Source organism: Nitrosospira multiformis (genome assembly GCF_900111585.1).
Lineage (GTDB): Bacteria > Pseudomonadota > Gammaproteobacteria > Burkholderiales > Nitrosomonadaceae > Nitrosospira > Nitrosospira multiformis_B.
This window is the reverse complement of record NZ_FOHI01000008.1, coordinates 98,346-107,578: the sequence shown is the minus strand read 5'-3', so window position 1 is coordinate 107,578 and position 9,233 is coordinate 98,346. Positions and strand designations below refer to the sequence as shown.

Sequence of the window (9,233 nt, the reverse complement as noted above, 5' to 3'; positions counted from 1 at the left end):
ACTTCCCTTCGACAGGCATGTACCAGCCCTTCAGGCTCAGGCGCATGGAAAACCGGGGCAATACACCCGGAAAGCAAAAATACGCCGAGGGGGATTCCGGAAAACTTTGAGGAAGAGAAGTAAGAGCAATTCAAGTAAGAGAAGCAAGCAGCAATACGGTTCCCGAGATGGGGCACGCATTACAATTCTTCAATTCGTACCTACAAGGAGTAGAGCAAATGATTAAATCGATGGTCATGGTCTTGACGAGTGCTGTTCTGGCCGTGTCATTGCCCGCCTCGGCGCATACCGACGAATATTTCGAGACTCATGCCGCGCCCCACGGCGGGCAGATGCGTATGGCGGGACCCTATCATCTGGAGCTTGTAACCAAAGATAAAGAATTGACGGTTTATGTAACAGATCATGCAGATGCTCAGATCAACACAGAAGGAGGCGTGGGCAAGGCGGCATTTCAGGTCGGTAAAGCCAAGCCGAAAATTTCCATAAAGCTCGAACCGGCGGGAAATAACATGATGAAAGGAACGGGAGATTTCGTCCTGACCCCGGACACGGTAGTCGTCGTATTTGTCAAATTGCCGGAACAAGAGGCGCAATCCGCCCGGTTCACTCCATTGAAGGCTGCGGCAAAGGATTCGCAGAAAAAGAGCGATAAAAAATCAGAAGAGGGTCATGGCGACCACGCCGGCCACGGAAATCACAGCGGCCATGGGTCGCACGGCCAAAGCGGGAACCAGGGCGGCGATCATAATCACCACATGCATCACTGATTATCCAGCCGCGAGGTCAGCAAGGGATGGAACGACGGATATCTGCGTTTATATAGAATAAACGCAGATAAACCGGCGACAATGGCGCCAGACTCAAAAAAGAGATAACAGGCAGCTGAAATGGAAAGTCTGGCTGCGTGGAGCCTGCAGGGTGATTGCTTATCAGTGATTCCCTGTAAGGCTCTCCCCTGGAGGACTGATGCTCAGTGCGGCTTGCCGTCCCCGCTGTATATCGATGCTCATCAATATCATCAAGCCAATAATAAAATAGCTGCCGGTAATCAACATGGCCAGCCGGTGGTCGCCCCCGGAAATCCAGCTCACGATCCCATACGTGATCGGACCGAGTATCGAGGATAAATTGACTGCAAGTCCCCACAGTCCGAAAAATTCGGCGCGTCTCGCATCCGGACTGAGATAGCCTATCAGTGCGCGCCCTGCCGATTGTGACGCTCCCAGGCAAAGGCCGGCGACATTGGCAGCAAGCCAGAACATGGGGCGTGTCGCAGCCATCCATGCCAGCAACACCATTACAATCCAGCCTCCGAGGGTCAGCGCGATGGTGGGAATATGGCCGATTCTGTCCTGGATATTGCCAAAGGCGAACGCACCGATCGATGCCGTAATGTTGACAACCAGAACCAGAAACATGGTATCGCCGGTATCAAAGCCCATTACCTGCTGCGCATAGATGGCGGCTAAAGTAATCACGGTCTGAATGCCCGCCTGGTAAAACACGATACATGCGAGAAAGCGTACGAGGTCGCGAAAATCGCGCACATGATGGAATGTGACAAGCAAGCGGGCAAATGCTTCGCGGACGACATGGCGTTCCGCTGGATGCGACTGCGGCAGCCCACGTTCCTTGAGAAAGAGAAAAGTCGGTATGCTTGAAATCGCGAAAAGGCCGGCCGTTATAAGCATTGCGCCCGGAACGAACTGCTCTGCAGGCCTGCCCTGGCCTTGTGCCCAAGTCACGTAAGCCAACGACACTCCCAGGCTGATCAGCCCGCCAATATAGCCGAAACTCCAGCCCCACCCGGAAACCTTTCCCAATGCCTCGCCGTGGGCGAGCTCCGGCAGAAAAGCTGAAATCAAATTCGTGCCGCTGCTGAAGAAAAAGTTACTTAGCACGATCAATACCACGGCCAGCATCAGATCGCCCGGACCGACAAAGTAAAGCAATGCGGTAAAAAGCACGCAACCGATTGTGCTCACCAGCAGCAAAGGCTTCTTCATCGCATATGCATCAGCATAAGCGCCTATCACTGGCGCAGTCACCATAATAAGCGCATAAGACACCGCCAACGCTGCTGTCCAGGCAAACGTTCCCCACGCTTCATTATTCGCCACCACCGCCACAAAATAGGCGTTAAAAATGGCGGTAATCACAACGGTGGTGTAGCCTGAATTCGCGAAGTCGAACATTGCCCATGACCAGACTTCACGTCGGCTTACCCCAGGAGCGAGGTATCGGGACTTATCTTGTACCTGCATGAAATCCAATATGGTGTGATACCCTTGCGGGCCTGATTCGCTCTCGTTCAGCCCCCTAATTACCTGGGGATAGATGTGGCTCACATGATACCCGAGTATTCTGGAAATACTCAGCCATAGCAGGGTTCAGCAGCCGCTATTCATGTGAAGTAAGCGCTTACTGAGCACAAACGTCAATGTTTCGCCTGCCCTACCCCACCGCAGACGTTTACCAGCACGCCTATCAGATTCAACATGCCTTCCATTAACACATTCAGGTGTTCCTCGGTACACTCAAATGAGCGCAGCAAGGTTAAGGTATCTATTACTGCTATCTCTCCGTGTTTCACCTGATGGTGAGCAAGGTTTAATGCAAGCAGTCGCGCGCACTCCGCCAATTCCTCTTTGGTCGCCTTCTTGATCAGTATATTCGCGAGATCGTACGCTTGATCGTAAGTTATCAGGTCATTCATCTTCAGCTGCCTATTATTGGTTTATCAAGCAAAGTCTCCTGGGCCAGGGCCTGTTAGTGATAGGAGCAGGTCCAGGTAAAACTCTTCCCTCTTGGCCCGATACAGCCTAATTCCTCACGCCAGCAAGAGTTTCCAGTGCTCCATGATAATCGCATCAGAGCGTTTTACTATTGGACCTTGGTACGGCCTTTCGACACAGATTGCTGAAAGGCAGCAAGAGGAAGCACGATCCCCCGCGCGAAGACTACCGAATAAAATATTGGTGTTGTTGAGAGGCATAAGGCACTCTAACTGTCACTAAAATCCCGCATTGATGCTAGTTCTTGGGGTGGAAGATTAAAGAAAGTACCACACGGGAGCTTCTTTCTCAGAAGTGACTCTCCAGGAATCTCTAGGATAAACGATATTGAGTCTTCCTAGGCAAGGGTATGGGAAAGAGCTGATAATTAACTGTAGGGTATCTAATTGAGTCTCAGGGCATCTTGAAGTTTTTCATCGATCAAAAACCACCCGCCATACCGCTTGGCAAGCCAGATAACTCCCTTAGGTGTCACCCTGATTTGATTGAAGGCGAACCTATGTCTCACCCCGACCCTAACCACGAACCGTCCAGCATCGAGGTGAGCTTGCGTAGGAATCCCCACTCGTCCCGCTTGAAGATGACCCCATCGGAGGCCAGCATCTTGGAGAACGAATGGGGTTTATGGCCGAGTACCTTGGCTACATCCCCAAGGCACTTGGTTGACTCAGCCTCAGCATATTTCTGGACGAACTCCACTGAAGGCTTGGCTGCTTCAAGTTGAACCAATGCGGCTTGTTTTGCTTCTACCTCATCGGCCCACGCTCTAGCTGCTATGACTGGATTGGTGAAGTCCGGGAGGGTATTGTTCTTATTTGGCTTTCCATAGTTTCCTATTAGATCAAAATAAATCCAGAGTAGCTCAAGTCTCTTTAATCAGAGGACTTCCTCCTAGCAGTCAGGCGGGATTTGCGGCATTCTAATCAGGGGGTTGAAAAGGGATTTTTCGCGCGTCTCTTCCTTCGAGACGGAGAGATTCTCCTCGCTATGGCCGCCAAAAATCCAAGCGTTACGCTGGCTGAGCTGAAGGAGGCTGTTGAAGCGATTGAGGCTTACCAGAGAGAGTCAAAACCAAAAGATAACAAGCACAAGTAGTCAAAATCAACAACTTCGGTAAATCGTGCAGGATCACTCAATAGCTTACTAACAACTATCAACATGCCACAGTGTGCGGTAGTCCGAATTTGTCTTTTTCGCATTGGTTTGACGAGCTGATTGCGTTACTAGCAGATGCAGGTCACGTCCAGGCTGCAACCGTCAATGAAAAGAATTTCCAGCAATCGCATTTCTAGATGCGGCAGAGATGAATACATGAAGAAACTAAAACAAGTAAGAACTGCGTTTGCTTCCTATACGGTTAGAGATTGTATCGGTGAAGGAGGCGCGGGCATAGTTTATCGGGCAGAAACAGAGGGAGGGGCGCTAGTAGCAATTAAGGTGCTCGACCCGAGTAAAGCAAACGCAGAAAAACTGAAGCGGTTTAAAAATGAATATACTTTCTGCAGTCGTAATACGCATCCCAACATAATCACCGTAGTGGATCATGGGTTAACTGAGGAAGGTGCACCATTCTTCGTAATGCCGCTTTACAGCGGATCAATTCGCAGGTTAGTAGGAAAATTATCCCCAGCGCGGTCGTTTGAGGTGTTTCAAAAGGTATTGAATGGCCTTGATGCTGCTCACAAACTGGGAATAACACATCGAGACTTAAAACCAGAAAATATACTAACGAATGGGAACGGTGCAGATAACGATGTAGTAATTGCTGACTTTGGAATCGCCGAGTTTGAGGAAGATGAGATTTACACAGCTGTTGAAACAAAAGATGGGACCCGTTTGGCGAATTTTCAATATGCAGCACCTGAGCAAAAAGCTAAAGGGAAAAAAATCGATAAAAGAGCTGATATTTACGCGCTCGGGCTAATACTAAACGAACTATTCACAACCGAGATAGCACACGGTACAGGCTACAAAACGATTAAATCCGTATCGGAAGAATATTCGTACCTCGATCTTATCGTTGAAAAAATGTTGCACCAAGTCCACATTCCCGGTATAGCGATATTGATGAGCTTAAGAAAGAGCTTATTGTAAGGGGAGCTGAGCATGTTTCAATGCAGAAATTAAGCGTGCTAAAAAAGACGGTCATACCTGTAAGTGACATTGATTATCCACTCGCTATTGACCCCATGAAAATTGTAGGTGTCGATTGGGATGGCGGCCATCTTTCTATCCGTTTGAATCACTACCCCAATCCCACGTGGATTTCAGCACTTAGGAATATGGGGAGCTATATATCAGTGGCGGGGAAAGGGCCTGACAGCTTTATATTTTCCGGTGATTTTGGAGGCGGTTATGCAAAGATACCAGCTAATAAAAATGAAGTTCAGCAGGTTATCGATTACTTTAACGTGTGGCTCCCAGTGGCGAACACCTTATATATAAGAAAAATAAAACAAGGTTTGGATGAAGCTGATCGCAAGCAAAGGGAAGAAATACAGCGGAGGATTAAACAAGAGGAAGAAAGAGCTGAAGTTCTTCGAAGTATTAGGTATTAAAGATTCATGTACGAAGGGTCATCAATTACAGCAGCAACGTCTTAAACAATGAAATGTAAGCGTGGGCAAGTTGAAGCTGATCTGCTACCAGGGGAAACCAACTATTTTATGCGTGGGGAATAAAAGTAGAAAGACTTACAACGAGCGATGCTCTAGAACGTTTTGAAAGTGGAATAGAAATACCGAAAGGATACGAAGAAATCCTTACTAAAGATGGGGTGGGTCGTGCCCGACCGTGCGACCGTGCGGAACAATCAATTGGTTGATACAGAACTGCTGGGTATTTTAACTTAAGGCTGCAAACAACCCGGTGGTACTTGAGGGCTAATGTTGATACCTTCACACGGCACGTAAGAGGACTGGAACCTGATTTCTCCAAGGTCAAATAATGGTCAAGCCTAAAGTAAAGCACCGGGACTAACCTGCTGCATGGTTCGCAGAACCTATAAGAAGCTCAGTACTTTTACTACGAGTATCCCCGGGATACTAAAGGTAAACGCAAGCTTCCAAGCCTCGGGTAAGTGCAAGCTTCCGCCTGGGGGGGATTTACTGAAGACGTAGAGGTCGTGGACTCGTGCTGCCGCAGCTTTCGTCGTAGAGTTGGCCTAGTTCAAAGGAAATTGTAGTGGAAAAAAGGTTTCAGGTATTTGTAAGTAGTACATTCAAAGATCTTGAAATCGAGCGCCAAGAGGTTATGCATGCGCTTCTTGAGCTGGATTGCATTCCTGCGGGGATGGAAATTTTTCCTGCTGCGAACGAGAGTCAGTGGAACCTGATAAAAAAGGTAATTGACGATTGTGACTATTACATCTTGATTCTTGCCGGTCGTTACGGGTCAATTAGTCCTGAGGGCATGAGTTACACGGAAATGGAGTATCGCTACGCGTTATCAACAAATAAGCCCATTATCGCCTTCATCCATCGCGACCCTGGAAAAATCATTGCCGATAAGACAGAACCTTCGATGGAAGGTAAAGCCAAACTTGCTAATTTTCAGACGTTGGTTGAAAAGAAATTGTGCAAGTATTGGGATACGCCGCAAGAGCTCGGTTCCGTTGTAAGTCGGAGCTTAGTACAGCTAATAAAAGCAAACCCTGCAGTGGGTTGGGTGCGAGCCACTGAACTTGCCGATCGAGATGCTACGATGGAATTGCTGCGGTTGCGCCGAAAAGTTGATGAGCTCCAATCAGAATTGGCAAAAGCCAGAACATCTGCGCCTAAAGGAGTGGAGAATCTGTCTCAGGGAGATGACCCTCATTCCCTTAGATTCACGTTCGAGACACTCTCTTCCAAGGGATATTTCGCTCATAACGGTAGTTTCACCTTAACGTGGGACGAAATATTTGCCGTAGTAGCTCCGATAATGATTAATGAGGCGTCTGAGTTACAAGTAAAATCTACGCTTGATGCGACAGTCGAAGAAAAAAACATAGAATGGCTGCGTAAGAAAAAAAGATTCGAGCAGTGCAATTTCAGAAATTTTTCTCTCCATGAAGAAGATTTTCAAACTATAAAGATACAGCTTAGGGCTCTCGGGTTAATTGCGAAAAGCGAGAAATCGCGCAGTGTTAAGGACTCCAGAACCTATTGGACGCTAACTCCTTATGGAGATGAGGTTATGACGAGACTGCGTGCGATTCGTTGTAGTCAAATAGAAGGGTTATCTGATAAAGACATTCGAGAACACGAGGAATAGTTCATTTAATATAGCTTAAGCCGTGAAAAATCGTCTGTGGGGATTTAGGATAGTAGAGGCTCTTGCATAAGTGGTGTTTTCCTTGGCTCTCATCACTACATCTTCCTCACCGCTACACGTTCATTAAGAGAGGCTGTGAGAACCCCATCTTGGGCGAAGACGTTTTTGCATATGCCTCTGACTCAAGAGTGGGGGAAGGGAACGTACCATTTTGGCGGAATCGTAATAACTTCCGACCAATTCATCTAAATACCTAAATAAAAATTAATTCAGAATTTTGCGTTTGTTAAGTAGCTAACACGTTTTTCTAAAAATGCCTTTTGCTATGAGCGCAATACTTAAGGAGCACTTCCTCCCCACAAGCCTTGGTCCCATCCCCTCTTCTCAACTACCACAATTCTTGTAGCTACCACCGATTGACCGCACTCTCCTTTGTTGCATTCAAGTGGAGCACTAGGTCAAACATCACCAGTCATTAATGGCTGCGTGATAGTACCAAATCAACCGGCAAATTCCATCAACGTGGCCCCGGTGTGCCCCCAGAGCCCAAAGCCATCGGATAATGCGGGATAACTACTTGAACTTAATGGTGCTGTTGAGAGGAGTCGAACCTCCGACCTACTGATTACGAATCAGTTGCTCTACCAACTGAGCTACAACAGCCTGGGAAGGGATCAGAATAAACCATATCAATTATAGTCTTTTGGAAAACGCCGAGCAAACGTTCCTATTTGAGGACACCGCCATAGATGAAAGAAATAAAAGAAAGCAGGGAAGTCGCTGTGCCAGTGCAATAGGCGCGAGCTCACATAACCCACTCCCTCATAAATCTTTCAACTCAACCTTCTACTCCAGCAAAATTCTGCTTCCACAAAACCTCCAACCAATCCCAGATGGGACTCTGTTTTTCTCCAGAAAGAGCTCATCTGGAACCCTTGAATTCCTCATTGAGATAAAAAAACGTAAATTCCAACATATTCGCCGAATGGCCGAGAATCACTAGACAATTTCCTGCGATTGGGTCAAACTTGCCGCCATGATAAATGGCTCAAACCGCTGCCAAAATATCCTGGTCATCCATGGGCCGAACCTGAATTTGCTAGGAATCAGGGAACCTTCGATTTACGGAACTGTCACATTAGAAGAAATTAACGGAAATTTGGCGAAATTAGCCGAAAAAGAGGGCATTAGTCTTAATTGCTTTCAAAGTAACACCGAGGGAGAGCTGATAGACCGAATCCAGCAGGCGGGCGCTGAAAAAATAGACTTCATTATCATCAATCCTGCCGCTTATACGCATACCAGTATTGCCTTGCGTGATGCACTTGCGGCGACCCGGATACCTTTCATTGAAATTCACCTTTCCAATATTTTTGCTCGCGAATCTTTCCGCCAGAAATCTTTTTTTTCCGATATGGCGGTGGGTGTCATAAGCGGTCTGGGAGCAAAGGGATACGAACTCGCCTTCAATTATGTGCTGGGCCGCAACTGATGAGCGTCAAGGATAGCAACGAAGTGATCGGATACCATTGAGGAGCTGAGAATTCCTTTTGATAAGCCAATGCAGTGTTGGCTCATCTCACCCCTTGGGTGTTTTGAAACAGGGGTATTTTTCAAAAAGACAAAAGCACAAAGTCCGCGTCTTCGAGCGCTGGCAGATGGTTAGAGGTTTTGACAGAACATAACGCAAAAGGAACCGATCGGGAGATCCTATATGGACCTGAGAAAGCTTAAAAAACTGATTGACCTGGTGGAGGAATCCGGCATTGCCGAGTTAGAGATAACGGAGGGCGAAGAAAAGGTTCGCATCAGCAGATCCACGCCTTCGATGCAGATGCCCGCAATCGCAATGCCTCCTCCGCAACCCGCGCCAGCAGCAGCCATCATTCCGCAAGCTGCACCAGTCACCCCCGCAACAGCCGCCGCCGAGATACTGCCGCAAGGTCATATGGTCAAATCGCCTATGGTGGGCACGTTCTATCGTAGTTCCGCCCCCGGCAGCAATCCGTTCGCTGAGGTGGGTCAGACAGTCAAGGAGGGTGACACGCTCTGCATCATAGAGGCAATGAAGCTGCTCAATGAAATCGAGTCGGACAAGAGCGGTGTGATCAAGGCGGTGCTGGTGGAGAACGGTCAACCTGTCGAGTATGGTGAACCGCTATTCGTGATTGAATAATTTCG

Annotated in this window: 9 protein-coding genes and 1 tRNA gene; 6 read left to right on the top strand and 4 right to left on the bottom strand. The window is 47.9% G+C overall.

The window, feature by feature from the left end; all coding sequences use genetic code 11:
- Window positions 1–218 precede the first annotated feature (218 nt).
- Window positions 219–770 carry a hypothetical protein gene (locus tag BMW46_RS12400; RefSeq protein ID WP_074708976.1) on the top strand — a complete coding sequence of 184 codons (552 nt, stop codon included), beginning with the start codon at window positions 219–221 and terminating at the stop codon, window positions 768–770.
- A gap of 162 nt (window positions 771–932) precedes the next feature.
- On the opposite strand, the gene BMW46_RS12395 is transcribed toward BMW46_RS12400, so the two are convergent.
- The 3 genes from BMW46_RS12395 to BMW46_RS15410 form a co-directional block, all read right to left on the bottom strand.
- On the bottom strand, window positions 933–2,198 hold the full coding sequence (locus BMW46_RS12395; RefSeq protein WP_074708975.1) for an MFS transporter: 1,266 nt from the start codon (window positions 2,196–2,198) through the stop codon (window positions 933–935).
- Between the two features lie 242 nt (window positions 2,199–2,440).
- On the bottom strand, window positions 2,441–2,719 hold the full coding sequence (locus BMW46_RS12390; protein ID WP_074708974.1) for a hypothetical protein: 279 nt from the start codon (window positions 2,717–2,719) through the stop codon (window positions 2,441–2,443).
- 583 nt (window positions 2,720–3,302) lie between these two features.
- The gene (locus tag BMW46_RS15410) at window positions 3,303–3,527 is read right to left on the bottom strand and encodes a phage antirepressor KilAC domain-containing protein (RefSeq protein ID WP_074708973.1); all 225 of its coding nucleotides are present in this window, start codon (window positions 3,525–3,527) and stop codon (window positions 3,303–3,305) included.
- Between the two features lie 582 nt (window positions 3,528–4,109).
- Between BMW46_RS15410 and BMW46_RS12375 the strand changes: the two genes are divergently transcribed.
- From BMW46_RS12375 to BMW46_RS12365, 3 genes are all read left to right on the top strand, one after another.
- Window positions 4,110–4,892, top strand: a complete 783-nt coding sequence (locus BMW46_RS12375) for a serine/threonine-protein kinase (protein WP_074708971.1) — start codon at window positions 4,110–4,112, stop codon at window positions 4,890–4,892.
- A 20-nt stretch (window positions 4,893–4,912) separates the two neighbouring features.
- Complete coding sequence (locus tag BMW46_RS12370; RefSeq protein WP_074708970.1) at window positions 4,913–5,356, top strand: hypothetical protein; 444 nt, start codon at window positions 4,913–4,915, stop codon at window positions 5,354–5,356.
- A 625-nt stretch (window positions 5,357–5,981) separates the two neighbouring features.
- On the top strand, window positions 5,982–7,052 hold the full coding sequence (locus BMW46_RS12365; RefSeq protein ID WP_074708969.1) for a DUF4062 domain-containing protein: 1,071 nt from the start codon (window positions 5,982–5,984) through the stop codon (window positions 7,050–7,052).
- Window positions 7,053–7,639: 587 nt separating this feature from the next.
- On the opposite strand, the gene BMW46_RS12360 is transcribed toward BMW46_RS12365, so the two are convergent.
- A tRNA-Thr gene (locus BMW46_RS12360) sits at window positions 7,640–7,715 on the bottom strand.
- A gap of 373 nt (window positions 7,716–8,088) precedes the next feature.
- Between BMW46_RS12360 and aroQ the strand changes: the two genes are divergently transcribed.
- The gene (aroQ, locus tag BMW46_RS12355; protein ID WP_074708968.1) at window positions 8,089–8,544 is read left to right on the top strand and encodes a type II 3-dehydroquinate dehydratase; all 456 of its coding nucleotides are present in this window, start codon (window positions 8,089–8,091) and stop codon (window positions 8,542–8,544) included.
- Between the two features lie 222 nt (window positions 8,545–8,766).
- Window positions 8,767–9,228 (top strand): acetyl-CoA carboxylase biotin carboxyl carrier protein, encoded by a 462-nt coding sequence (gene accB / locus BMW46_RS12350; protein WP_074708967.1) that lies wholly within the window; start codon window positions 8,767–8,769, stop codon window positions 9,226–9,228.
- The last annotated feature ends 5 nt before the right edge of the window (window positions 9,229–9,233 follow it).